The following is a 24,816-nucleotide window of genomic DNA, read 5'->3' as shown; positions in this document are numbered from 1 at the left end:
CATGACCGATGCCCGGATCACGGAGGTGGTCGACGCCGGCACCGTGACCTCCCTGGCCGCCCGGCGCGAACGCCTCGGCGCCCACCTGGTCCCGGGCGGGCTGGACGTGGTGGTGCACGCCCCGCACGCCACGCAGGTTCAGGTGTGCCTGCTCGACGTCGCTGCCGGGGGCCTGCGGGAGCGCCGCTACTGGCTGGTCCCGGGTACCCACGGGCGCTGGTCCGGGCACGTGCCCGGGGTGGTCGCCGGGCAACGGTACGGACTGCGGGTACACGGGCCCTGGGATATCGCCCACGGGTACCGGCACAACCCGAGCAAGTTGCTGCTGGATCCCTATGCCCGTGCGGTCACCGGCGAGGTGGACCTGGTTCCGCAGATCTACGGCGGCGTAGTCGATGAGCACCTGGAACCGGTGTCCGACGAGCCCGACGGGCGTGACTCGGCTCCCTACGTACCGCACGGGGTCGTGGTCGCAGAACCCGGGGTCGTGGAGCACCGGCCCCGCCTGTGGTGGTCCGAGACGGTCATCTACGAGGCTCACGTCAAGGGCCTGACGATGCAGCTGCCCGGGGTGCCGGAGGAGCTTCGGGGCACCTACGCCGGGCTGGCGCATCCGGCCACCATCGCCCACCTGCGGGGACTGGGCATCACCGCGGTGGAGTTGCTGCCCATCTTCGCCAAGGCCACCGAACCGGCCCTGAGACGCCGCGGCGCGGTGAACTACTGGGGCTACAACACCCTGGCGTTCTTCGCCCCCGAGCCCTCCTACGCCACCGCCGCAGCCCGCGCCGCCGGCCCTGCGGCGGTGATCGAGGAGGTCCGCGCGATGGTCGAGTCCCTGCATGAGGCGGGACTGGAGGTACTCCTGGACGTGGTGTACAACCACACCGCCGAAGGTGGCGTGGACGGGCCGATGCTGTCCTGGCGGGGGCTGGACAACGCCGGATACTACCTGCACACCACCAGCACCCACGGCCGGTACCTGGACGTCACCGGAACCGGGAACTCGGTGGACTTCCGCTCCCAGCACGCGGTGGCCATGGCGATCGACTCGATGCGGTACTGGGTCGAGCGGATCGGGGTGGACGGGTTCCGGCTGGACCTGGCGGTCACGCTGGGTCGCAACGGCACCGAGTTCGACCCCCGGCACCCGGTGCTGGTGGCGATGGCGATCGATCCGGTGCTGGCCGGGGTGAAGCAGATCGCCGAGCCGTGGGACGTGGGGCCGCACGGGTGGCGCACCGGTCAGTTCGCGGCCCCGATGGCGGAGTGGAACGATCGGTTCCGCGATGTCACGCGGTCCTTCTGGCTCTCCGATGTCGCATCGATGCGCTCGGGCGGGCAGGGGCAGGACCTGCGTGACCTGGCCACCCGGCTGGCCGGGTCGGCCGACCTGTTCGCCCACACGGGCATCCCGGGCGGACGCGGGCCGACGTCGTCGGTGAACTACGTGACCGCGCACGACGGGTTCACCCTGGCGGACCTGACCTCCTACGACGTCAAGCACAACTGGGGCAACGGGGAGGACAACCGGGACGGCTCCGACCACAACCACTCCTACAACCACGGTGCGGAGGGACCCACCGAGGATGCGGAGATCCAGACCGCCCGGCGCCGGTCGATCCGGGCACTGCTGGGCACGCTGTTGGTCTCGGCGGGCACCCCGATGCTCACCGCGGGTGATGAGATCGGCCGCACCCAGAACGGCAACAACAACGCCTACGCCCGCGACGACGCCTCGGTGTGGGTGGACTGGAACACCGAGCCCTGGCAGCGGGATCTGTTGGCCACCACCACGCACCTGCTCGCCCTGCGCCGCGAGCACCTGGCCCTGCGCACCGACCGGTACATGACCTTCACCTCCGGTGCCCACGACTGGAGCGCACTGGTGGCCTGGTTCGATCGCAACGGCTCGGCGATGGAACTGGACGTCTGGCACGACGCCGACCACCGCATCCTGCAGATGCTGCGGCATCCGCCCGAACCGGGTGCTGCCCAGGCACTGGTGCTCTTCAACGGCACCCTGGCCGAGGCCGACGTCCCGCTGGCCGGCCAGCACGACGTCACCCTGGTCTGGGATTCGGTGTGGGAGCGGCCCGGCCCGGCCGGACCGGTGCGCACCCCGGGTACAGCGGTGCGGATCGCGCCGCTGAGCATGCAGATCTACCTGAGCGGGCCGCTGCCCTGAGTAGCCGCCGATCGGTGCCCGCCCGGCGAGTAGGCTGGACGCCGTGAGTTCTGACACCAAGATCGACGGTACCGACGGTCCCCACCTGGACAGCGCCGAGGCGCTGGACCGGTCGCTGAGCGCCGCGCAGGCCCGCAGCGACCAGATCGAGCAGCAACTGGCCACCGACCCGAGCAACTTCCGCATGCTGACCGGGGACCGGCCCACCGGGCGGCTGCACCTGGGACACTACCTGGGCACCCTGGTCAACCGCGTGCGCCTGCAGGATCTCGGCCTGGAGACGATGGTGCTGGTGGCCGACTACCAGGTCATCACCGACCGGGACGAGACCGGCCGGCTGGCCGATGTGGTGCTGGAACTGCTCACCGACTACCTGGCCGTGGGCATCGACCCGGCCAAGTCCACGATCTTCGCCCACTCGGCGGTGCCGGCCCTGAACCAGCTGATGCTGCCGTTCCTGTCCCTGGTCACCGACGCCGAACTACGCCGCAACCCCACGGTCAAGGCGGAGTTCGAGGCCTCCGGAGGACGCCCGATGAGCGGTCTGCTGCTCACCTACCCGGTGCATCAGGCCGCCGACATCCTGTTCTGCAAGGCCAACCTGGTGCCGGTGGGCAAGGACCAACTGCCGCACCTGGAGATGTCCCGGGTGATCGCCCGCCGGTTCAACGAGCGCTACGGCGGCGGACGGCAGGTCTTCGGCGCCCCGGAGGCGCTGCTGTCACCCGTGGTGAACCTGCTGGGCACCGACGGGGTGCACAAGATGTCCAAGTCCAAGCACAACACCATCGACCTGGCGATGACCGAGGACGAGACGGCCCGGGCGCTCAAGCGCGCCGTCACCGACTCCGACCGGAACATCACTTATGACCCGCAGGACCGCCCGGCGGTGGCGAATCTGCTGTCCATGGCTGCGCTGTGCTCCGGGGCGGACCCTCGCGACCTGGCCACCCAGATCGGCGACGGCGGCGGTGGTGCGCTCAAGGCGCTGGTCACCGAGGCGGTCAACGAGCGCCTGCGGCCGGTACGTGCCCGTCGCGCCGAACTGGCCGCCGATCCCGGTTACCTGCTGAGGGTGCTGCGCGAGGGCAATGCCAAGGCCAACGAGATCGCCGACGCCACCCTCTCCGAGGTGCGCGAGGCGATGGAGATGGTCTACTGACCGGGCGCGGTTGCTGCGCCGGTGCCAGCGGTCAGCGCACCTTCAGCCGCGCGGTGAACGTGGCCCCGAAAGCCTGATCTGTTCGCGCGGTGATCCGGGTTCCGCCAGGGGCGGGTTCGACGTGCACGCCCTCATCGGCCTCGATCACCTCGGGAGCCCGCCCACCGCGCAACGTCAACGGGATCTGCGACCGGCCCATCGTCGGATCGGAGACGGCAATGTCGACCTCACCCCCCTGCTCACGCATCAGCACGCATGCCGGCCCCTCCACGCTGAGCAACCGGGCCCTGTGGGTGCCGGCGGAGAAACTGTTCATCGCGGTGATGCCCGAGGCGGGGTGGCGCACGGTCTGGGCGCGCTCGTCATTGGCCAGCACGTGCACGCCCCCATCGCGGTAGGCATCGGCCACCGCTGCGTCCCCACCGGGAACGATGACATAGGCCAGCTGCGGACGTTCATGGCTGACCGAGACCGTGAAGACCTGCCGGCTCACCACGGTGTCGGGGTTGCCGGCACGCACCGAGCGCAGGCTCTGCTCCACCTGCTCGTTACGGACCTCCACCGGGTCGCCGTCCAGGAGCGCATAGGCCACTGCGACCCCCGTGCTCTGGTTCGCCCACCGCAACCAGGCCAGATCGGCACGGTCCTGCCCCGTCCACGGACGGCCGCCAGGGTTCGCGCCGGTGATCTCGACCTGGTCCTGGGGGCCGGCCACCCGGGCATCCAGGGTGGTCGTCACCGGCCCGCGCTCGGCGGGGTCGGTGATGCCGGCCGCCAGCACCACCACGGCGTCGTCGAATCCGAACCAGGACTTCACCCCGCGCACCCCCGCGTAGGCGACGAAGTCCTCCGGCAGCAGCCCGGCCTGCTTGTCCCGGTAGGCCACGTCGTCGGACAACACGAGCGCCGCACTTCCGAACCCGTCCAGGGTGACGCCTCCGGAGTGGTCGGTGGTGCCCACCGGGAAGTAGACGTAGGTGTTCTGGGACTCCGAGGAGGAGGTGAACTCCAGCGGGTGGGAGGGGTTCTCGTACCAGAACTGTCCGTACAGCTCCGGGATGGTGGCGCGCTCCTCATCGGGTGCGCTGACGCCGGGCAACCGGTAGGGAGAGACGGTGGCCAGGAACCGGGCGCCGTAGGCTTCCTCCTGGTCCTGCCCGGCCAGGTACAGGTGGAAGGCGCCGTCACCGGAGAACCAGGGCATCAGGTTCTCCCCGTTCATGTACTCGTACTTGCTGATCCGCTCCGAACTGCGCGAGACCGTGAACGCGAACCCCGGCCGGCGGTGGACCATCCGTTCCATCGCGTTGTAGGCCACGCTCGACGCCTCCGGGTTCAGATCGGACGCCCGGACGTCGTCGTCGGCCATGATCTGCGCGTGCCGGACCACCGAGACCGGGGAGACCCAGGAGGTGGTGTCCGGCGGATTGGCCGCCGCGGTGGCCAGGTGCTTGACGTAACCGGCCAGCCGTTCTGCGCGCTCGGGTGAGCTGCGGTCGATCAGGTCCACCACCGCCTCGGCGACCGACCCCACGTCGGCATAGCCGGAGTTCGTCCGCGAGACGGCCCGGCCCTTGACGGCCTCCATCATCCAGCCCTCGAAGATCAGCGGGGCGAACCCGTCGGCGACCCAGTCGAAGACCACATCGGCCAGGTCGGTGGAATCCGAGCCGGCATCGGCCCCGTCCAAGATCTTGATGGTCTGCATCACCCGGGTCAGCAGGATGCGGCCGTAGGAGCCGGTGTAGGCCACTGTGTGGTGCTGGATGAAGGAGCCGTCGGCGTAGTAACCGTCGGTCACCCCGTGCTGCAGGTCGTAGGGATCGATGGTGGCATAGGCGGTGGCCTGGTCCGAGACGGCCTTGGAGATCCGCCCGGAATCGCCGGTGAGCGCGCCCTGCAGGATCCGGTTGGTGGTGATGTCGGCGAGGTTGGCACCGGTGTGGAAGCGTGAGTCCAGATCCACATCGCCGTCGGAGCCGTTGCGCAGGTAGTCATCCATGACCGCGACGTAGTCGCCCACCCGCTCCGGATCGGCCTCCTCGGCCAGCAGCACCAGCGTGCGGGTCAGGTGCGTGGGGATCCCGATCTCCCAGGCGTACCAGTTGCCGTAATAGCCGGAACCGGTGTCGGCGAGGAAGTCGGTGTGCACCCGGTGCACTTCGGTGAGCACGCGCTGACGTACCTCGACGTCCCCGACCAGATCCGACTCCACACCGGGCGTACAGGTAGCCAGGGCGATCTGGTACAACCGCTGCAACGTGGTGGACAGGTTGGCCTCGTTCTCACCGAGCGGCACGCCGGCGAAGACCTCATCCGGCCCGGCCGCCTCGAGTTGCCTCAGCCGGGTCCGGGCAGTGTCGTGGATGCGCTGCAACGACGCGGCGGCCGCCGGGTGGGCGTTCACCTCACCGGTGCCGGCGACCATCGCCACGGTGTTGTCCAGGATTCTCTCGTGATCGGTCACCGCGTCGGCCCTGGCCTGCAACCGGGGCCTCAGGGCAGCGACGGCCAGGCCCGCTGGAGCCAGGGCGAGCAGGTGACGGCGGGACATATGCACCATGGGTGAGCCTTTCGTGTTCGTCCTCGAACGCACCCGCCACCCAACCAGAAGGCACCGAAATTGGCAATGCCTTACTGCTTCAATGCTGGAAGGGTAACCCGCCTACCGAACCGGCCGCCCGGGTCGCACCCGCTACGATGCCGCGGCCACCAGTCCCAGTTCGGTGTCCCCCACCAGCAACTCGTGCGACGGCACGACGCGCACGGTGTAGCCGAACGATCCGGACTGATCCATGGTGAAGGTACGGGAGAACCGGTGCCGGCCCTGCTCGTATGCCTCCGCGTGGTGCAGGTCCGCCGTCGAGAAGTCCACGAGTTCGTCGTTGTCGAAGACGCTGCCGTACACGACCTGCACGCGCACATCCGCCGGGTCCAGTTCGCCGAGCGAGACGAACGCGTTCGCGGTGATCCGCTGGCCCACCTGGGCGGACTCCCCCGCCCCCTCGGACTCCACATGGTCCACCCGCACGCCGTCCCAGGCCGCGCGCAGCCGCTGCTTCCACTGCGCGAAGGCGACCGCGCCGGAGTGCCCCGGGCCGTCCATCGCCCGGGCCGCCGCCGCGGTGGGGGTGTACAGGTCGGTCACGTACTCGCGCAGCATCCGGGTGGCCTGCACCTTCGGGCCCAGCGTGGCCAGGGTGTGGCGGACCATCTCCAGCCACCGCTCGGGCACCCCGTCGGTCCGGTCGTAGAACCGGGGCACCACGGTGTTCTCCAGCAGGTCGTACAACGCCGCGGCCTCGAGATCATCGCGCCGGTCGGGGTCCTCGACGCCGTCCGCGGTCGGGATCGCCCAGCCATTGCGCCCGTCGTACATCTCGTCCCACCACCCGTCCAGGATGGACAGGTTCAAGGACCCGTTCAGGGCCGCCTTCATCCCCGAGGTCCCACACGCCTCCAGCGGGCGCAGCGGGTTGTTCAGCCACACGTCGGTGCCCGGGTAGAGGGCCTGGGCCATCTCGATGTCGTAGTTGGGCAGGAACACGATCCGGTGGCGGACCTCGGCGCTGTCGGCGAACTGCACCAGACGCTGGATCAGGCTGACGCCCTGCTCATCGGCCGGGTGGGACTTTCCGGCCACCACGATCTGCACCGGGCGTTCGGGGTCGGTCAGCAGCGCCTTGAGCCGGTCGGTGTCGCGCAACATCAGCGTGAGCCGCTTATACGTGGGCACCCGCCGCGCGAACCCGATGGTCAGCACGTCCGGGTCCAGCACGCCCTCTACCCATCCCAACTCGGCCGGAGATGCCCCGCGCCCCCGCCACGAGGCGTGCACCCGTTGGCGCGCATCGGCGACCAGGCGTTCACGCAGCCGGCGGCGCAACTGCCACAGGGTCGCGTTGTCCATCTGCTCGCTCAACCAGCCTGACCGTCGGCGATCTGCTCGGGTGTGAAGTACTCCGCCTGCGCCGCGGTGAACAGCGGATCGGTCCAGGTGGGGCCGTGCACCCCGTTGGTCACCGAGGTGATCGGCACCTCGCTGGTGTGGAAACCCGGCCACAACGCGGAGAACATCCCCCGCGAGACGCTGCCGTGCAACCGGGCCACGCCGTTGGCGTACTTCGCCATCCGCAGGCCCATCACCGCCATGTTGAACACGGTCGGGTCACCCTCGTGGTAGGTCTCCCGCCCCAGGGCCAGCACATCCTCGACGTCGACACCCTCGATGGCGTTGCCGTCGCCGAAGTAGGTGGCGATCAGGTCGGCGCCGAACCGGTCGATCCCGGCCGGGACCGGGGTGTGCGTGGTGAACAGGGTGCCGGCCCGCACCGCCTCCACCGCCGCGTCCCAGGGCAGGTTCTCACTGGCCACGAGTTCCCGCACGCGCTCCACGCCCAGGAACCCGGCGTGCCCCTCGTTGCAGTGGTACACCTCCGGGGTCGGGGCGCCGGAGAGCCTGGTGTAGGCACGCACCGCCTTCACCCCGCCCATGCCCAGCAGCAGTTCCTGCTGCAGCCGGTGCTCGCTGGTGCCTCCGTAGAGCCGGTCGGTGACGCCGCGGGCAGCCTCGTCGTTGTCGGGAACCTGGGAATCCAGCAGCAGCAACGGCACGCGGCCCACGTCGGCCCGCCACACCTGTGCGTGCAGCGTGCGCCCACCCGGCAGCGGCAGGCTGATGCGCACCGGGGCGCCGTCACCCTCGCGCAGCAGCGTCAGCGGCAGGTTGTCCGGATCCAGCAGCGGGTAGGTCTCGTGCTGCCAACCGTCTCGAGTCAGCGACTGGCGGAAGTAGCCGGAGTCGTACAGCAGCCCGACGCCGATGATCGGCACACCCAGGTCGGAGGCACTCTTGAGGTGGTCACCTGCGAGAATCCCCAGGCCACCGGAGTACTGCGGCAGAGCCGCGGTGATGCCGAACTCGGCGGAGAAGTAGGCCACTGCCGCGGGCAGCGCGTCCTCACCGGCCTCCGCTCGGCGCGCAGCCTCGCTCTGGTACCAGCGAGGCTCGTCGAGGTAGTCGTGCAGTTCCTGGACCTGCTGCCGGACGCGGACCACGAAGGCCTCATCCGCGGCGAGGTCGGCCAGGCGTTCGGTGGGGGTACCCGCGAGCAGACGCACCGGTTCCCCCCGCACCTCCCGCCACCGCTGCGAGTCGATGCTCTCGAACAGCGCGCGGGTCGGCTCATGCCAGGACCAGCGCAGGTTGCGGGCCAGATCGTCCAGACCCGCGATCGGCTCGGGCAACACGTTGCGGACGGTGAATCGGCGAATGGCTCTCACGCTCGCGAGCATAAGTCACGACCAGCACGTCGCACGAATACCGGCGCTGTGGGCTGCACCGCATCCGCCGCACCGCTCACCCCAGCAGCCACGCCACCCAGACCACCGCCGGCGCCACCACCAGCCCGCCACCCGCGCCCGTCCGTGCCACGGACCAATCGACACCGATCGGCACCTATCGGTCCACTCGACCTGCCACACACCGGCCCTTCTGGGTAGGTTCGGACTGTGACGTACCCGCAGCCAGTGCCCCAGAGCCCGATCGGGCGGATCCCCGTCCTCGACGTGACCCCCAGCGCCCAGGGCGGACGCTGGCCCACGAAGGCGGTCGTCGGCGAAGCGGTGCCGATCCGGGCCACCGTGTTCCGGGAGGGTCATGACGCGGTCGCGGCCACCGCGGTGCTGATCGCGCCCGATGGCACCGAGCACACCCGCACCCCGATGGTCGACGTCTCTCCCGGCAACGACCTGTTCGAAGCCACCGTGGTGCCCACCAGCACCGGCATCTGGACCTTCCGGGTGGAAGGCTGGTCCGACCCCTACGGGACCTGGCACCACGACGCCACGATCAAGGTGCACGCCGGGGTCGACACCGAACTGATGCTCGAGGAGGGTGCCCGCGTCCTGGAGCGCGCACTGGCCGAGGTCCCCGCAGGGCCGAGCCCCACCGACACCTGCTCTCCGATGCCGTCACCGCGCTGCGCGACACCTCCCGTCCCGCCTCCGTGCGCCTGGCCGCGGGCACCGCGCCCGAAGTGGTGGACCTGCTCAGCGCCGCCCCGCTACGGGACTATGTGTCGCCGTCGGCCACCTACACCCTGGTGGTGGACCGGCCGCTGGCGCTGGCCGGAGCCTGGTACGAGCTCTTCCCGCGCTCCGAGGGTGCCCGCCGGGACCCCGACACCGGGCACTGGGTCACGGGCACCCTGCGCACCGCGGCGGAACGGCTGCCGGCGATCGCGCAGATGGGTTTCGACGTGGTCTACCTGACCCCGATCCACCCGATCGGGACCACGAATCGCAAGGGTCGCAACAACACCCTGAACGCCCGGCCCGAGGACCCCGGCTCGCCGTACGCGATCGGGTCGCCCGACGGCGGCCATGACGCGATCCACCCCGACCTGGGTGATTTCGATGACTTCGACGCCTTCGTCGCCCGCGCCCGGGATCTGGGCATGGAGGTCGCCCTGGATGTCGCTCTGCAGGCCTCCCCGGACCATCCCTGGGTCACCGAGCGCCCCGAGTGGTTCACCACCCGCGCCGACGGCTCGATCGCCTACGCGGAGAACCCGCCGAAGAAGTACCAGGACATCTACCCGCTGAACTTCGACAACGACTACCCCGGGATCTACGCCGCGGTACGGGGCGTGCTGCAGACGTGGATCGATCACGGTGTCACGGCGTTCCGGGTGGACAACCCGCACACCAAACCGGTCCGGTTCTGGGAGGAGATCCTCGCCGACGTCCGCGCGGACCACCCCGACGTCATCTTCCTCTCCGAGGCGTTCACCAAGCCGGCGATGATGCACGCCCTGGGCATGGTGGGGTTCCACCAGTCCTACACCTACTTCACCTGGCGCCACTCCAAGGCAGAACTCGCCGCGTACTTCACCGAGGTGGCGCACGAGTCCGCGCACCTGATGCGGCCCAGTTTCTGGCCCACCACCCATGACATCCTCACCCCCTACATGCAGCAGGGCGGGCAGGCGGCGTTCGCGATCCGGGCGGTGCTGGCCGCCACCGGCTCCCCCACCTGGGGCGTCTACTCCGGCTACGAACTGGTGGAGCACATAGCCCGTCCCGGCGCGCAGGAGCAGATCGACAACGAGAAGTACGAGTTCAAACCCAGGGACTGGGAGGCCGCGCGGACCGAGTACGGCATCACCGACCTGATCACCCGGCTGAACCAGATCCGTCGTCGTCATCCGGCGTTGCAACAACTACGCAACCTGACCGTGCACCCCACCACCGACGACGCCACCTTCTGCTTCTCCAAACGCCTGCGCGCCGAACACGCCCCGGACGGGCGCGAGGACGTGGTGATCGTGGTGGTCAACACCGACCCCTACTCATCCCGCAGCGCCCACCTGGACCTGGACATGCAGGCTCTGGGCCTGGCCGCCGATGCCACCTTCACCGCCCACGACGAGCTCACCGGCGAGAGCTACCCGTGGAACGCGCGCCCGTGGGTGCACCTGGACCCGTTCGGACGGTGCGCCCACGTCCTGGAGGTGCAGACCGGATGAAGCGCCCGGCCCGCACCTTCGCCCTGCCCGGACCGGACCCCGGGGGGTCGGGCCTGAGCGAGGACCCGCACTGGTACACCACCGCGGTGTTCTACGAGGTGCTGCTGCGCGCCTTCTCCGACTCCGACGGGTCCGGGGCCGGTGACTTGCGCGGGTTGATCGACAACCTGGACTACCTGGCCTGGTTGGGCATCGACTGCCTGTGGCTGCCCCCGTTCTACCCCTCGCCGCTGCGCGACGGGGGTTACGACGTGGCCGACTACACCGCGGTGGCCTCCGAGTACGGCACCATCGATGACTTCACCGAGCTGATGCAGGCCGCCCACTCCCGTGGCATCCGGGTGATCATCGACCTGGTGATGAACCACACATCCGACGCCCACCCGTGGTTCCAGTCCTCCCGCTCCAACCCCGAGGGACCCTACGGGGACTTCTACGTCTGGCGTGACGATGACACCGAGTACTCCGATGCACGGATCATCTTCGTGGACACCGAGACCTCGAACTGGACCTTCGATCCGGTGCGCCGACAGTACTTCTGGCACCGGTTCTTCTCCCACCAGCCGGACCTGAACTTCGAGAATCCGCGGGTTCTCGAGGCCATGATGGACGTGGTCCGGTTCTGGTTGCGCAAGGGCGTGGACGGGTTCCGCCTGGACGCGGTGCCCTACCTGTTCGAGGAGGAGGGCACCAACAGCGAGAACCTGCCCGCCACCCACGAGTTCCTGGCCGACGTCCGGGCGATGGTCGATGCGGAGTTCCCCGGCCGGTTGATGCTGGCCGAGGCGAACCAGTGGCCCCGGGACGTGGTGGCCTACTTCGGCACCCCGGAGCGGCCGGAGTGCCACATGTGCTTCCACTTCCCGGTGATGCCGCGGATCTACTACGCGCTGCGGGAGCAGAGCGCCGGAGCGATCGCGGAGATCCTGGCCGATACCCCGGACATTCCCGCCGGGGCCCAGTGGGGCACGTTCCTGCGCAACCACGACGAGTTGACCCTGGAGATGGTCTCCACCGAGGAACGTGCGGCGATGTACGGCTGGTACGCCGAGGACCCGCGGATGCGCGCGAACGTGGGGATCCGCCGCCGGCTGGCGCCGTTGCTGGAGAACTCCCGCGCCGAGATCGAACTCGCCAACGCTCTGCTGTTGTCCCTGCCCGGCTCGCCGTGCCTGTACTACGGCGATGAGATCGGGATGGGCGACAACATCTGGTTGCCGGACCGGGACTCGGTGCGCACCCCGATGCAGTGGAACCCGGACCGGAACGCCGGGTTCTCCACCGCCGACCCGGGTAAGCTCTACCTGCCCACGGTGCAGTCGCTGACCAACCACTTCTCCTCGGCGAACGTGGAAGCGCAACTGGCGATCCCGACCTCGCTGTTGCACTGGGTGCGAGGCATCCTGCAGGTGCGCCGGGCCCACCCGGTGTTCGGCAACGGGGACTACATCCCGCTCACCTGCGACAACCACGCAGTGCTGGCGTTCCTGCGGCGCAATGACAACGAGACCGTCCTGTGCGTGATGAACCTGGCCAACACACCGCGCTCGGCCACGGTGGAACTGCCCGGTCTGGGTGGGGCGGGCCTGCAGGACGTCTTCGGCGGGACCGCGTTCCCGCCGGTGGCCGTGGCCGGTTCGCCGGGCCAATCCGCCGACGACGGCGAGACCGCCGACCGCGACGAGGTCGCGATGGGTGGGGCTGCCGTGGGCGGACCTGCGGTGGGTCCCGGCAGTGCCGACGACGGCGACCGCGCCCCGAGCAGCGAACGCGCCACTGCGGACGCGCGCAGCCAGGGCGCCACGGGCGTGGGCGGCGTGGGCGTGCATGGTGAAGGCGTGCCTGGTGAGGGCGTGGCAAGTGGGGCCGCCGATGCAGCCGCGCACGCCGACGACACCGGCGTGGCACCACACCCCGGACTATGCCCGGCACGACGGGGATACTCAGCCGGCACCCCCGGTGACTCACGCCCCCATCACCCCCACGCCGTCGGGCCCCGACGGCGTGGCCACATTCACGTTGGGTAGCCGGGACTTCTTCTGGCTGCAGGTTCGGGAGCGCCCGTGAGCACCGACCAGGACCCGCCGAAGGCACCTCCCGCCCTGAGCCCGGCCTTCGGGGACTTCCTGCCCGAGTGGTTGATGCGCCAGCGCTGGTACGCCGGCAAGGGACACACACCGGTGCTCTCCCGTGTGGGCGGACTGCGGTGGCAGGACCCCGAGGGCGAGGTGGGGATCGACACCCATTTGATCCTGGACTCCGCCGGGGACGAACCGGTGCTGTACCACGTGCCGCTCACCTACCGCGGGGAACCACTGCCGGAGCGGGTGGCCGGTCGGCGGGCGCTGGTGGCCACCGTCGAGCACTCCGAACTGGGGAAGCGCTGGATCTACGACGCCTGTTATGACCCGGTGTACGTGCAGGTGCTACTCGACTCCCTCACCGGTGCCGGCGCGTTACCGGATCTGCAGATCCGCACCGAGCCGGCACCGCCGGACTCGCAGCGCTCCGATCCGCCTCCGGTGCGGTCCGAGCCGGCGCCCGACGCCGCACGCGTCACGGTGCGCTCCTCCCGCGTGCTGCGCGGGGAGCAGTCCAATACCTCGATCGTGGTGAACGCCGAGGACGGGACCGGTCCCGGCGGGGATCAGGCGCGCGCTGCCGGGGATCCGGTGCGCGCTCCGGTGCATGCGGCCGGTGCTGCCGAGCACGCTGACCCCGAGCACCCCGAGCACCCCGAGCACCCCGAGCACCCCGAGCAGGTGATCATCAAAGTGTTCCGCGTGCTGCGGCCCGGCGCCAACCCCGAGGTCCAGGTGCAGTCGGCGCTGGCGGCCGGCGGCAGCAGGCTGGTCCCGGCTCCGGTCGGGGCGCTCTGGGCCTCCTGGCTCCCGGAATCCGGTGGGCACCTGGCCTTCGCAAGTGAATTCCTTCCCGGCGGGAGCGATGGTTGGACGCTGGCGCTGCAGTCCGCCGCCGGCACCGGCACTACTAGCACCGGCACCGGCACTAGCACTCGTGACTTCACCGCCGAGGCCTTCGCCCTGGGCGAGGTAACCGCCCACCTGCACCAGCAGCTGCGCTCGGTGTTCGGGTCCGCTGGGCCGGCGGAATACGCCCAGGACGGCGATGGGGCGGATGCTGATCAGATCGAACTTGCTGATCAGGCCGAACAAGCCCGCGCCCATCTGATCGTCGACGTGCGCTCCCGCTTCGCCACCGCCGCGGCCGAAGTCCCCGACATCGCCGGGTACGCCGGCGCGCTCGAGCAGATGATCGCCGACGCCCTCGCCGAACCCGACTGGCCACCGGTGCAGCGCGTGCACGGCGACTATCACCTGGGCCAGCTGCTGCACACTCCCGACCGTGGCTGGGTGGTGCTGGACTTCGAGGGCGAACCGTTGCGCCCGATCGCCGAACGCACCGCTCCGTCCTTCGCACTGCGTGACGTAGCCGGGATGCTCCGCTCGTTCGACTACGCCGCCGGCTCGGTAGCCGCTGGCGCCCCGCCGCCCGGCGAGGCCCCGCCCACGGCCGGACTCCCGCCGTCGGGCATCCCATCGCCGTCGACCCTCCGGTCGGACTGGGCGCGCGGCACCCGGGCGGCGTTCCTGGACGGCTATGCCCGCACCGCCGGCGCCGAAGCGATGAACCATCCGGCGCTGCTGCGTCTGCTCGAGATCGACAAGGCCTGCTACGAGGCCACCTACGAAGCCCGCAACCGTCCCGACTGGGTGCACATCCCCGTGTCCGCCATCCGGTCTCTCTTCGAGGAGCACACCGTGACAACCCCGGATCCGCACACCCCGCCCGCCTCGTCCCCATCCACAGAACCTGAGCCGCCGGCGGCCGATCCGGCAGCCCTCGCCCCCGCCGCCCCGGCTCCGGCCGAGTCCGACCAACCGACCCCGCAGTCACGCCGATCCGCGTGGACGCCGCCACCCTGGCCGCCGTCGCCCGTGGTGAGCACCACTCCCCCCACGACGTGCTCGGCGCCCACGTCGCCGATGAGGTGGTCACCTTCCGCAGCCTGCGCCGGTTCGCCGAGCAGGTCCGGATCGTCACCGACACCCAGTACCTCGAGGCCAGCCACGAACAGGACGGCATCTGGGTGGCCACCATGCCCGGTGCCCACGTTCCCGACTACCGGGTGGAGGTCACCTACGACCGGAGGGCCTCCGTCGTCGATGATCCCTACCGGTTCTGGCCCACCCTCGGGGAGGTGGACCTGCACCTCATCGGTGAGGGACGCCACGAGCGGCTCTGGCAGGTGCTGGGTGCACACGTGCGCACCTTCCCCTCCGAGCTCGGGACGGTCCGTGGAACCTCGTTCGCGGTCTGGGCGCCGAACGCACAGACCGTGCGCGTGGTGGGCGACTTCAACAACTGGGACGGGACCGCCCACGCGATGCGCGTCCTGGGCGGCACCGGGGTCTGGGAGTTGTTCATCCCCGGCGTCGGGGTCAACAACACCTACAAGTTCGAGATCCGCGGGTCCGACGGCACCTGGAAGTCCAAGGCCGACCCGATGGCCCGGGCCACCGAGCACCCCCCGGCCACCGGGTCGGTGGTGACCGATTCCCACTACGTCTGGGGCGACGGGGACTGGATGTCCGAACGCGCGCAGCAGGACCCCCACACCGGTCCGTTCAGCGCCTACGAGGTGCACCTGGGTTCCTGGCGGCCCGGGCTGGGCTACCGGGAACTGGCCGAGGAACTGGTGGAGTACGTCGCCTGGATGGGCTTCACGCACGTGGAGTTGATGCCGGTGGCCGAACATCCCTTCGGGGGATCGTGGGGCTATCAGGTCACCTCCTACTACGCTCCATCCTCCCGGTTCGGCAGCCCGGATGAGTTCCGCTACCTGGTCGACGCGCTGCACCGGGCCGGCATCGGGGTGATCGTAGACTGGGTCCCGGCGCACTTCCCCAAGGATGACTTCGCCCTGGCCCGCTTCGACGGCACGGCGCTGTACGAGGACCCCGACCCGATGCGCGGGGAGCAGATGGACTGGGGCACCTACGTGTTCAACTTCGGGCGCAACGAGGTCCGCAACTTCCTGGTCGCCAACGTCCTGTACTGGCTGCGCGAGTTCCACATCGACGGGCTGCGGGTGGACGCGGTCGCCTCGATGCTGTACCTGGACTACTCGCGCAAGCCGGGCCAGTGGCGCCCGAACGTGCGCGGCGGACGGGAGAACCTGGAGGCGATCCAGTTCCTGCAGGAGGCCAACGCGACGGCGTACCGCACCTCCCCGGGGATCATGATGATCGCCGAGGAGTCCACCGCCTGGCCCGGGGTGACCTCCCCCACCGAGGCGGGCGGGCTCGGCTTCGGGCTGAAGTGGAACATGGGCTGGATGAACGACACGCTGCGCTATCTGGCCGAGGAGCCCGTCAACCGGCGCTACCACCACGGGGAGTTGACGTTCTCCCTCGTCTACGCCTTCTCGGAGCAGTTCGTGCTGCCGCTCAGTCATGACGAGGTGGTGCATGGGAAGGGGTCGCTGCTGCGCAAGATGCCCGGTGACCGATGGCAGCAACTGGCCGGGGTGCGGGCGTTGCTGGCCTACCAGTGGTCGCACCCGGGCAAGAAGTTGCTGTTCATGGGCTCGGAGTTCGCCCAGGAGGCCGAGTGGTCGGAATCGGCGTCGCTGGACTGGGCCCAGGGTGACTCGCCGGAGCACTCCGGGGTGCGTTTGGCGATGAAGCGACTGAACGAGGTCTACCGTGAGCATCGCGCGTTGTGGGCCGAGGACTTCAGCCACGCCGGCTTCGAGTGGCTGGAGGCCAACGACGGCGACCACAACGTGCTGGCGTATCTGCGCAAGAGCAGTGCGGCGGAGCCCGGCAGGGTGCGGGACGCCTCCGATGGAGCGGGGAACACCTCCGACCGGGTGGGGACCGACCCCGATCGAGCAGGGCATGATCCCGACGGGGCTGGCAACGCCCCGGACAGGGCGAGGGCCGACTCCCACATGGCGGGCATCGGCTCCGACGTGGTCGCGGTCGTGGTGAACTTCGCGGGTACCCCGCACGAGAACTACCGCGTGGGCCTGCCGCACGGCGGGGCCTGGGACGAGGTCTTCAACTCCGACGCCACCGAGTACGGCGGGTCCGGAGTTGGCAACCTCGGGCAGGTACGGGCCGAGGAGGTGCCCTGGCGAGGTCAGCGGTACTCGGTCGCCCTGCGGGTACCTCCGCTGGGGGCGGTGTTCCTGGCGCCCGCGAGGGACTGACCCAGGCAGCTCACCGCCCCATTCCTCGAACGCGCGTGCGGAGAATGTCAGTGGTCGGCGATACCGTGGTTCCATGCCCAGCACCGCTGCTCAGCACCCGGGGGTACGCACTCCGGGCGATGACCCCTGGAGCGAGCGGAGAAGGGCGGCCCGGGCGCTGGCGGGCACGCATCCGCACCGGCGGATCTTCAAGCGCCTGAAGTCGTACCTGAGCAGTGGGACCACCGATGCCGGCGTGCTGACCGAGATGGTGGCGTGCTGCCGTCGACTGCGCTCGAACCTGGATGGCATCGAGGCGGAGATCCTGCAGCGTCTCCAGGACGCCCATCCCGGCACTGGGACAGCCGAGGAACTCGCCGCCCGGCTACGGATCACCACCGCCGCAGCCGACCGGATGCTGAACCGGGCAGCAGCCCTGGATGACTATGCGGAAGTGCACTTCGCCCTCCTCGGCGGAGAGATTGACCTACCGAAGGCCGAGGTGTTCATCGACGCCACCAGGACGTTGCCCGATGCCCAGGCACGCGCGATCCACCGCACCCTGTTGCCGGAGGCTCCGGACCTGACCTCCGGACAGTTGCGCCACCGTCTGCGCGCGGCCGTCCTAGCGGTGGATGCCGACCTTGCGCAGGAGCGGCATGAAGAAGCCGCCACGCAGCGCCATGTCAGCGTCACCGCGGCCGACGACGGCATGGCGTATCTGACCTTCTACCTGCCGGCAACCGAAGCCGTCGCGGCCATGACGACGCTGGACTGCCTCGCGGTCAAGGCCGATCCGGACGACGACCGTCCGGTCGGGGCGCGCCGCGTGGACGCCTTCACCGACTTGATCAACCAGACGATGACCAGCGGTCGGACCCCGGAGGGACGGCCGGTGCCGACCCAGCACCGCAAGCGCCCGCACCTGGTCCTCACCATCGCCCAGTCCACTCTCGACGGCGACGACGACTCGCCGGGTTACCTCGCCGGCTACGGCCCTCTCTCGGCTGAGGTGGTCCGGCACCTGGCCGCAGAGAGCGTGCCGTCCCCGACGGTCGCGGGCACCAACGCGGCGCATGCGGAAGTCGCAACCACCAACAGCCGGGGCAAGGGAACCGATGCCACCGCGGCCCAGGGCGAGGGAACCAGCACCACAACCGTGCAGGCCGAGGACGCTGCCGGCCGGCGGGTGAGGTCGAGGCGACCACCCCCACGGCGGCCCAGGCCGAGGACGCGGCCGATGGTGCGGAAGCGGCCCAGGCCGCGGCACCCGCCGTCGCAGTCGCCCAAGCCGAAAGAACTCACGCCGCAGGCACTCGCGTCCGGGGAACCGACATCACAACCGCCCGAGCAGGACGGGTCACGACCAGGGCGATCCGCACTGACGCCTTCACCGGCACGCTGCTCCCGCCGAACCCGTCACCGGTGACCTTTGTGAGCCCAACTCCGCAGGGCTGCTTGCTTGACCACGATCCGATCGCCTCGATCTTCGAACGACTCCAACGCCGTCAACCAACCCGGTCAGAGACGCCGAATGTCCGGACGGACGCGAACGGAACAAAGCCCGACGACGCAGCCGACCCCGTTGCCGTCATGGCGGCGCTGGGGATCCTCAGCAGTGACACCTATCAACCGGCAGCGGCCCTGCGCGAGTACATCCTCACCCGGGACGCGACCTGCCGGTTCCCCACCTGTCGCCAGCCGGCCCGGCGCTGCCAGTTTGACCACATCGTCGCTTTCGACCCCACCCGGCCGGCCTGGACCCAGACGCACCTGGGCAATCTGCACCTGCTGTGCGCCCGGCACCATCAACTCAAGACCGCCGGAGTCTGGTCGGTTCGCCGTGATCACCACACCGGAGACACGCACTGGACCTCACCACTGGGCTTCCACCACACCAAGCCCGCCGAGGTCGTCGATCCTGCTCATCACACCGACAAACTGGTCCGCGCGCTGATAACCATCCGGGCCGAGCACGCCGAGGATCCCGGATGGCTCAACCGGGCCGCCCCGGTCAGTCCCGGAATCGCCAGCGACGCCGAACTCGACGAACTCACCGGTCGCGATCCCACGCCACTGGACCGACATCGTGTCCAGGATTTCCCGAGCACCACCGGACCTCCGCCGTTCTAACGGGCGGCGGGGTGCTGGAGCGCGCGGTGTGGTGTGGCGTAGCGACGCCGTCACGCTCAGTACAGCGCGACAGCCAGTTCGCGCCGGGCCTTGAGCAGTTCCGGCGAGCCCTCGGGCACGATGAGGAAGAGTTCGAGAAGTCGCTTGCGTGCGCGCTCCCGATCGTCGCCGGCCGTTACCCGCACCAGCGAGATCAGCCGGGAGAAGGCCTGCTCGATCTGCCCACTGGCGGCCTCGACGTCGGCGGCGGCAAGGTGAGCCTCGACGTCGTCCGAGGCGGCCTGGGCCACCGTAGTGAGCACGCTCTGGATATCCAGACCGGAGAGCCGCCGGCCCAGGTCCACCTGGGCCAGGCCGGCCTTCGCTTCGGCATCGGCCGGGTTCTCCTTCAACCCTTGCTCGAATGCCTCGGCAGCGGCGTCCAGGTCGTCATTCTCGATCGCGTCGTAGGCGGCCTGGATGTGCGGCGGCAACGGCTCCTCGGCGGCCTCCTCACCGTCCTCATCCTCAGCCGGTTCCTCCACGCCCTCGACCTTGCCGGTCACCCCGTTCTCGGCCGCGACCCGGAGCACCTCATCGATCACCGCGCGGATCTGCTCGAGTGGCTGCGGTCCCTGGAACAGCGGTAAGGGCTGGCCCTTGATCACCGCGCAGACCGCCGGGGCGCCCTGCACCTGGAAGGCCTGCGCGATCTGTGGGTAGGCGTCCACGTCCGCGCGGGCCAGCAGGAACCGTCCGCCGTACTCCCCGGCCAGGGTCTGCAAGGTCGCGCTCAACTCTCCCGAGGCGGGCGAGCGGGGCGAGCGCAGATCGATGATCACCGGCACCTCGACCGAACGCTGCACGACCTCCTGGAAGGACTGCAGCGTCACGTCGACCACTGCGCCGCCGCCCGAGGACGGCGCCTCGCCACCGGGCGGCGACGGGGGTGCGGACAGGCTCGACAGGTCCACGGCGCCGCGCAGGTTGATGGACGGTTGACTCATCGCACTCTTCCTCGCTGGTTCACGAATCTCACTCCTCGGAGACATCCGCGAGAACACGCTCCACACCGAGCACGGTGATCTGGGCGTCCTCCTGCTCCGTCGGCACGTACAGCGCCACCATCACATGGTAGGTGCCGCGCAGGCTTTCGTTCACTTCGCCGTCGTCCTCCGACAGCGCCGCCAACTGCCCGCCCACCTCGACCTCGCCGTCGTCCTCGGTCTTGGTGAAGGTGTGTCGGGTGCGCATCGCCCCGATCACCACCACCCCGCCGTCGGCGGTCAGCATCGCGACCGTGTCGTCCTCACGCACCGCGGTGTCATGGGTGAACTCACCGGCCGCTTCCACGTTCTCCGACAGGGTCTGCGCCTCCTGCTCGACGAGTTCGCGGAAGGGCTCCTCGGCGAAGTCATCGGCGAACTCACTGTCCTCACCCTCGGTGAGCAGGTCGGCGTAGTTCTCCAGCGCCTGTTGGGGGCTGGTCAGGAAACTGTCATCTGCTGGATCAACGGGGGTACTCCCGATCTCGGCCACGTCGGTCTGCGGGGTCGTCACGCCGGGCAGCAGCCGCACCCACGAGAACATCCGGTACGGCTCCTGCGGAGTCTCCTGGCGCAGACCGATCAGCAGGGGGCTGTTGGCCTCATCGGGGATCTCGGTGATCACGAACACCGCTCTGGGCCACTCCTCGGTGGCGGCCACGATCGAGACCGCGCTGGAGGTGGTCAACGGCTGCAGGCCGGTCTCGTCGTCGGTGTCGGCGGTGGCGCTGCGCAACCGGTACTCCGCTGTGCGCACCGCCAGCGCCGGGTCCTCCATCCGCTCGGCGAGGATGTCGCCGTCGGACTCTTCATCGGCGGCGTTGATGTGTTCCTCGATATCGGCCAGCACGCGCTCCAACCGCGGCACATCCAGTACCGGCTGGGCCTCGGTCTCCTCGGGGTCGGGCGACACCTCGGGAATCTCCGGTGTGCAGGCGACAAGCAGTACCGCCAGTGCCGCACCGACAAGTGCCGCCACACGGTTCCGACGGATCATCGGTTGTCCTCCTGCTGAATACCCCAGGTCTTTCGCCACCGCGCCCCCGAACTGTGCGGGTCCTCGGTGTCCAACGGCTCCGGTTCGCCTTCAGGTAGGTCCTCGGGCGCCTCCGGCTCAGGGGCGTGGCGCTCCTTCCGGCCCCACAACTTCTGCCACCGCACCGGAGGCCGTTCCTCGTCGTAGTCCTCCCTGGTTCCAGGCTCGTCCCCGGCTTCGGGCTCGACCGCTGCGGCGTCGTACTCGGCCTGCTCCGGTGTGGCCGCGCTCGGGGACAGGCCACTCCCGGGGGCAGATTCAGTTCCGGCTGGTGTTGCACCGGGTGCGGCGGCCGGGTACGTGCGGATCGGGCCCGCCTGCGTGCCACTTCGGCCGCTGCTGACCCAATCCGACAGTTCCGTGGCGGAGTGCTCGGCGTCCGCCTCGGCGTCGGTTCCGTGCCGGGCATCCAGGCGGTCGGCCCCGTCCGCACCGGCAGCACCGTCGCCGTCGGCCACATCCTGGCCCTCGACCGTGCCCTCGCCGTCGGCCTTCTGCTTCGCCGGACCGGACCCGAACCTCCACCACGCGCGCTTCGCGCTGGCACGCTCGGCCTCCTGTCGGGCACGCTCACGCTCGCGCAGTTCCCGCCGGGTCAGGGGCTCTCCGTCGGCGCCGAGCACGCTGGTGGGCAGCTCGCCGGTATCGGTCGGCGGTTCCTCGGCGTCATCCCGCTCCGCAGCACCCGCCTCGGCGCTGGGCCAGCCAAGCCGTTCGGCGTAACTGAGTTCGTCATCGGTGGTCGGCTCACGGTGGCGACCCTCGCGGCGCGCCGGGACCTGGGTGTCGACCACCTCGCTCTCGGTGCGGGCCCGGCGGGCTCGTGCGGTCTCCCGATCCATCAGCAGGAACAGGATCAGGGCGATCAACCCGGCCAGTACCAGCACGCCGCCGACGATCAGGCCTGGAACCAGCAGCGGAGTCTCCACCTCGCGGTCCCACGTCAGTTCCACCTGCGGAGCGGGTTCGGTTCCGTCGGAGGCGGCGAGCAGCACCCAGCGCCCGGGCACCACGGTCCACTCATACGTCAACTCGGCGGTACCGGTGACCTCTTCGATCCACAGGTCCGAACCGGCCGGGTCCGGCAGGATCGGCTCCTCGGCGGCGTCCTCGTCCTCGGCGGCCTCCTCGTCCTCGGTGGCCTCGTCCTCGTCGGGTTCGGGCTCGACCGCCTCCACCTGGCGGACCGCCAGCTGCTCCCACGTGGTCAGGCCGGTGATCTCCACATAGGGCGCCCCGTCGATCCAGGCGTGCACGTCCGCCTCGCGGCCCATCGCCAGCACCACCGGGGTGGAGTCCGTGGCACCGACCACCCGCACCTCGACGGTGTCGTCCACCATGTCCAGCACGCCGGGAGCGGTCACGACCACCGGCTCCTGGGGCGCCGCCGGCATGGTTGCGGTGACGCGGTCGTCAGGACGCCAGAAGGTCGCCGAGCCCACCGCCCCGACCAGGGCGGCGATTCCGATCACGATGATCGCGATCGCGATGATGCGTCGAAGCACGAGCTAGGAGTCCTCCAGGTTGCGCGGGACGCCGGACCGACTCCGGCGCCAGTCAACAATACGTGACCAAACCGTGATCTAGCACCATCCTGTGCCGCGCAACACAACCCGACACTTCACGCACACACGGCCTGCACACCACTCCGGGGGCCCGGTGCTCCACGTGCTCGGTTCCGCCGGCTCCCCTTGGGCGCCCCGATCCAGACGGACTACGCTGTGGTTTGCTCATCCCTAGCGAAGGAGGCCACGTGGCCGAGGCCGGTTCGAACTTCCCTGTCGTCATGCGTGGATACGACCGCGCCCAGGTCGATCACCACATCCAGTCGCTGCAACGCCAGTTGGACGATGTGCGCGAACAGGTGGAGGCGCTGGACACGGCGAACATGCAGATCTCCGGCGAACTCTCCGAGGCGCAGGCGCAGTTGCGTGAGGCCGAGAAGCCCTCCTACTCCGGCCTGGGCTCCCGGGTCGAGCAGTTGTTCCGCTCCGCCGAGGAGCAGTCTGCGGACCTGCTCACCCAATCGGACGCCCAAGCCAAGGACATCGTGGCCCGCGCGCACGCCAACGCCGAGCACCTGACCGAACAGGCAGAGAGCGAGGCTGCCGAACTACTCGCCAGCGCCCGCCGGGATGCGGCCACCGAGCGGCAGTCCGCCCAGGCCCAGGCCGAGGGCACCATCACTTCCGCCCGAAGCCGCGCCGAGGAACTGGTCTCCTCCGCCGAGCGGGAGGCGGCCCGGATCACCAGTGAGACCAACGCCGAGCTCAGCGAGAAGCGGGCCAGCCTGGACCGTGAGCTGGGCACGTTGCGCGCCACCACGGAGAACGAGACCACCCAGGTGCGGGTGAACAGTGAGCGCGCCGCCCGCGAACTCAAGGCCGCCAGCGAGGCCGAGGCCGAGGAGTTGCGCGCCCAGGCGCGCGCCGAGGCCGAGGCGCTGCGCGAGGACGCGATCCGGGAGGCCGATGCCGTCCGCGCCACCGCCCAGACCGAGGCCAGCGAGATCCTGCGTGCCGCCAACGCCGAGGCCGAGACCACCCGCCGGTCCGTCGCGGAGTTGCAGGAGGAGGCGGCCCTGGAGATCGCCGCCCGTCGCCAGGCCGCCGAAGAGGCAGACGCCGCGAACCATGAGCAGGCCCGTGCCGAGACCGAGAACATGATCACCCAGGCGCAGAAGCACGCCGAGGACGCCGAGGCCCGGGTCGCCGAGGCACTGGAGCAGGCCGAGAAGGTCCGCACATCGGCGGAGGAGCAGGCCGCCCAGATCATCGCCGATGCCCAGGCCAGTGCGGACCGGATCACCACCGAGGCGCGCGAGAACGCCGACCGGCTGCGTACCGACACCCGTGCCGAGACCGACCGCGAGCGCCGCAGCGCCCAGCGCCACCTCGATGAACTCGAGGATCAGCGCCGGACCATCACCGGCTACCTCGATGAGTTGCGGGGGCTGTTGGGGTCGGGACAACTCAACCAGGCGGCGGAACTGGCCGACCAGGGCTCGGCGCCGGAGCAGATCTCGGGCTCCAGTGCCGGGACCGGTTCCGATCCGGATGAGGGTGCGGACGGGGACATGGGACCAGCCACGAGTACCGGCGGGGACGCCGAGGTCGACGCGGATGCCGAGGCGGAGGCGCGCGCAGACGCGGACACGAGCGCAGACGCAGACGCAGACGCAGACGCCGGAGCGTCCGGCGACACAGTCGACACCATCGACGCCGATGCCGAACCCGTGACCGATGATGCCCAGCCCACCGAGGTGATGGTCGCCGTGGGTGCCGAACCGGGCCCCGAGGATGATCCAGCCGGCCCCGAGGCTCAGGCCGAGGCGATGGCCGATGCCGTCGCCGACGAGCAGGAAGCGGCCGAGGAGCAGGTTGAGGCCGACGAGCAGGGAGTGGCCGAGGTTGAGACCCGTGCAGGGGACGCCGACCCGGATGAGACCGTGGTCATCGAACCCATCGGTGTAGCCGAGGACGACGAGCCGCAGCGCTGAGCACCGGGCGGCCTGAGGCCTCCGATG

13 protein-coding genes and 3 pseudogenes are annotated in these 24,816 nt (G+C 69.9%); 10 read left to right on the top strand and 6 right to left on the bottom strand.

Annotation, left to right across the window (positions count from 1 at the left end; genetic code table 11):
• Position 1 precedes the first annotated feature (1 nt).
• Positions 2 to 2,188, top strand: coding sequence for a glycogen debranching protein GlgX (gene glgX / locus ACRRRO_RS13790; protein WP_424796777.1), 2,187 nt, complete (start codon positions 2 to 4; stop codon positions 2,186 to 2,188).
• Between the two features lie 43 nt (positions 2,189 to 2,231).
• A complete protein-coding gene (gene trpS, locus ACRRRO_RS13785) occupies positions 2,232 to 3,350 on the top strand; it encodes a tryptophan--tRNA ligase (protein ID WP_434080421.1) in 1,119 nt (372 codons plus the stop codon).
• Between the two features lie 31 nt (positions 3,351 to 3,381).
• Here trpS and ACRRRO_RS13780 read toward each other — a convergent pair whose 3' ends face one another.
• Positions 3,382 to 5,913: a polysaccharide lyase family 8 super-sandwich domain-containing protein gene (locus ACRRRO_RS13780; protein ID WP_424796776.1), complete on the bottom strand. Its 2,532-nt coding sequence runs from the start codon at positions 5,911 to 5,913 to the stop codon at positions 3,382 to 3,384.
• A gap of 132 nt (positions 5,914 to 6,045) precedes the next feature.
• A pseudogene (gene glgP / locus ACRRRO_RS13775) lies at positions 6,046 to 8,633 on the bottom strand (alpha-glucan family phosphorylase).
• Between the two features lie 228 nt (positions 8,634 to 8,861).
• Here glgP and ACRRRO_RS13770 point away from each other — a divergent pair.
• The 4 genes and pseudogenes from ACRRRO_RS13770 to ACRRRO_RS13755 all read left to right on the top strand — a co-directional run.
• Positions 8,862 to 9,215: pseudogene (locus ACRRRO_RS13770) on the top strand (maltotransferase domain-containing protein); the annotation flags it as partial.
• 143 nt (positions 9,216 to 9,358) lie between these two features.
• Positions 9,359 to 10,879 (top strand): alpha-amylase family glycosyl hydrolase, encoded by a 1,521-nt coding sequence (locus ACRRRO_RS13765; RefSeq protein WP_434080420.1) that lies wholly within the window; start codon positions 9,359 to 9,361, stop codon positions 10,877 to 10,879.
• Entirely contained in the window at positions 10,876 to 12,906 is a 2,031-nt protein-coding gene (treS, locus tag ACRRRO_RS13760; RefSeq protein ID WP_434080419.1) for a maltose alpha-D-glucosyltransferase, read from the top strand. The genes ACRRRO_RS13765 and treS overlap by 4 nt, the downstream gene beginning before the upstream one ends.
• Positions 12,907 to 13,020: 114 nt before the next feature.
• Positions 13,021 to 13,275, top strand: a pseudogene (locus ACRRRO_RS13755) (maltokinase N-terminal cap-like domain-containing protein); the annotation flags it as partial.
• Between the two features lie 60 nt (positions 13,276 to 13,335).
• Here ACRRRO_RS13755 and ACRRRO_RS13750 read toward each other — a convergent pair.
• The gene (locus ACRRRO_RS13750; protein ID WP_434080418.1) at positions 13,336 to 14,235 is read right to left on the bottom strand and encodes a hypothetical protein; all 900 of its coding nucleotides are present in this window, start codon (positions 14,233 to 14,235) and stop codon (positions 13,336 to 13,338) included.
• 572 nt (positions 14,236 to 14,807) lie between these two features.
• Here ACRRRO_RS13750 and glgB point away from each other — a divergent pair.
• The 3 genes from glgB to ACRRRO_RS13735 all read left to right on the top strand — a co-directional run bounded on the left by glgB (position 14,808) and on the right by ACRRRO_RS13735 (position 19,229).
• Positions 14,808 to 17,117, top strand: a complete 2,310-nt coding sequence (glgB, locus tag ACRRRO_RS13745; RefSeq protein WP_434080417.1) for a 1,4-alpha-glucan branching protein GlgB — start codon at positions 14,808 to 14,810, stop codon at positions 17,115 to 17,117.
• Between the two features lie 73 nt (positions 17,118 to 17,190).
• Positions 17,191 to 18,525: a DUF222 domain-containing protein gene (locus ACRRRO_RS13740; protein ID WP_434080416.1), complete on the top strand. Its 1,335-nt coding sequence runs from the start codon at positions 17,191 to 17,193 to the stop codon at positions 18,523 to 18,525.
• 164 nt (positions 18,526 to 18,689) lie between these two features.
• Positions 18,690 to 19,229, top strand: coding sequence for an HNH endonuclease signature motif containing protein (locus ACRRRO_RS13735; RefSeq protein WP_434080415.1), 540 nt, complete (start codon positions 18,690 to 18,692; stop codon positions 19,227 to 19,229).
• A gap of 56 nt (positions 19,230 to 19,285) precedes the next feature.
• Here ACRRRO_RS13735 and ACRRRO_RS13730 read toward each other — a convergent pair whose 3' ends face one another.
• Genes ACRRRO_RS13730 through ACRRRO_RS13720 form a run of 3 tightly spaced genes read right to left on the bottom strand, consistent with a single transcriptional unit; the run spans position 19,286 to position 22,795 of the window.
• The gene (locus ACRRRO_RS13730) at positions 19,286 to 20,215 is read right to left on the bottom strand and encodes a tetratricopeptide repeat protein (RefSeq protein ID WP_424788563.1); all 930 of its coding nucleotides are present in this window, start codon (positions 20,213 to 20,215) and stop codon (positions 19,286 to 19,288) included.
• Between the two features lie 28 nt (positions 20,216 to 20,243).
• A complete protein-coding gene (locus tag ACRRRO_RS13725) occupies positions 20,244 to 21,251 on the bottom strand; it encodes a hypothetical protein (protein WP_424788564.1) in 1,008 nt (335 codons plus the stop codon).
• Positions 21,248 to 22,795 (bottom strand): hypothetical protein, encoded by a 1,548-nt coding sequence (locus ACRRRO_RS13720; protein ID WP_424796770.1) that lies wholly within the window; start codon positions 22,793 to 22,795, stop codon positions 21,248 to 21,250. Before ACRRRO_RS13720 ends, ACRRRO_RS13725 begins: the two co-directional genes overlap by 4 nt.
• A gap of 248 nt (positions 22,796 to 23,043) precedes the next feature.
• Here ACRRRO_RS13720 and ACRRRO_RS13715 point away from each other — a divergent pair, with 248 nt between their 5' ends.
• On the top strand, positions 23,044 to 24,789 hold the full coding sequence (locus ACRRRO_RS13715) for a DivIVA domain-containing protein (protein ID WP_424796769.1): 1,746 nt from the start codon (positions 23,044 to 23,046) through the stop codon (positions 24,787 to 24,789).
• Positions 24,790 to 24,816 lie beyond the last annotated feature (27 nt).

Source organism: Sanguibacter sp. Z1732 (assembly GCF_051020515.1).
GTDB lineage: Bacteria > Actinomycetota > Actinomycetes > Actinomycetales > Beutenbergiaceae > CALKWS01.
The sequence above is the reverse complement of the archived record's forward strand: the minus strand, read 5'-3'. Positions and strand labels throughout refer to the sequence as shown.